Origin of the sequence: Pseudomonas sp. K5002 (assembly GCF_013386655.1) — a bacterium.
GTDB lineage: Bacteria > Pseudomonadota > Gammaproteobacteria > Pseudomonadales > Pseudomonadaceae > Aquipseudomonas.
Map to the genome: position 1 here is coordinate 1 of NZ_JACARK010001485.1, position 1,328 is coordinate 1,328.

At 62.6% G+C, this 1,328-nt stretch carries 3 protein-coding genes; 1 reads left to right on the forward strand and 2 read right to left on the reverse strand.

Annotation, left to right across the window (positions count from 1 at the left end; genetic code table 11):
* A partial coding sequence (locus tag HX846_RS37375; RefSeq protein ID WP_178967487.1) for an FAD-dependent oxidoreductase occupies positions 1-638 on the reverse strand: 638 nt, incomplete at its 3' end.
* A gap of 48 nt (positions 639-686) precedes the next feature.
* Positions 687-854 (reverse strand): rubredoxin, encoded by a 168-nt coding sequence (locus tag HX846_RS37380; protein WP_003213373.1) that lies wholly within the window; start codon positions 852-854, stop codon positions 687-689.
* 195 nt (positions 855-1,049) lie between these two features.
* On the opposite strand from HX846_RS37380, the gene HX846_RS37385 reads away from it, so the two are divergent.
* A partial coding sequence (locus tag HX846_RS37385) for a chorismate lyase (protein ID WP_178967488.1) occupies positions 1,050-1,328 on the forward strand: 279 nt, incomplete at its 3' end.

Genomic DNA, 1,328 nt, shown 5'->3' on the forward strand with positions numbered 1-1,328 from the left:
CGCTGCAGGCGATTGAGCACCGGGCCCAGGTGGAAACGCGCCCCCAGGCCTTCCAGACCGGCCTGCACCGCTGCGGCGGCTGCCGGGTGCAGCAGGGTCGGCATGACTTGCTCGCACGGCGCCACCAGGTCGATCTCGTAGCCGCCGAGGATCAGGTCGTTGGCGAACTCGCAGCCGATCAGCCCGGCACCCAGCAACAGCACCCGGCGTTTTCCGGCCGCAGCGGCACGAAAGCGTGCGTAGTCTTCAAGGTCGTTGATCGGGAAAATCAGCTCGGCGGCGTCGCCCTGTACCGGCACCCGCACGGTTTCTGCGCCCCAGGCCAGGATCAGGTCGCGATAGGCCACCGCTTCCTCACCGATCCACAAGCGCTTGTGGCCCGGGTCGATGCCACTGATGCGGGTGTGGGTACGCACTTCGGCCTTCAGTTGCTCGGCCATGGCGCCCGGTTCCGCCATGCTCAGGCCGTCGGCTTCCTTGTTCTTGCCAAAGCCGGTGGAAAGCATGGGCTTGGAGTAGGAGCGCCCGTCATCTGCGGTGATCAGCAACAGCGGGGTTTCGCTATCGAGCTTGCGAAACTCCCGAGCCAGGTTGTAACCGGCCAACCCCGTGCCGACGATCACGACAGGTGCGTTCATTCCTTTCTCCTTGTAGTACGTTTCTTGAATTGCGATTTAAATCAGCAATCAGCCGATTTCGATCATTTCGAAATCCATTTTGCCCACGCCGCAGTCCGGGCACAGCCAGTCTTCGGGGACGTCCTGCCACAGGGTGCCCGGCGCGATGCCGTCATCCGGCCATCCGTCTTTCTCGTCGTAGATCAGGCCACAGACGACACATTGCCACTTCTTCATTACTTGTTTCCTCAGGTCCAGGCGCGTTGGCCGACGGTCGATAGATGCGACCTTGCCGTGCGGCTCAGGGCGTTTTGTACTGATCAGCAGGCGCAGATGCAAGCATGATCGACGCATGGGCCTGGCGCACTCCGGCAAAAGTCCAGGGCACCATGGTAAGCTCGCCGCCTCATTAACTGCCAATAATGACCCTCCGTGCCGCATTCAAACGCCCTTCCCGATGCTTGCCGATGGCTGACCCAGAGCCTTCTGAGCCCACTGCCCGCGCCGCTGACACTCAACTGGCTGTTCGATGAAGGTTCGCTGACCCGGCGCCTGACGCGCCTATCCGACGATGGCTTCAGCGTGACGCCTTTGTTCGAAGGCTGGCAGCCACTGCGAGACGACGAATGCGCCACCCTGGACTTGCCCGCCGCCAGCATCGGCTGGGTGCGCGAGGTGTATTTGCGTGGCCATGGCCAGCCGTGGGTGTTT

Excerpts from the sequence above, each read along its gene's own strand:
- HX846_RS37380 (WP_003213373.1), bottom strand. The coding sequence starts at position 854 with ATGAAGAAGTGGCAATGTGTCGTCTGTGGCCTGATCTACGACGAGAAA.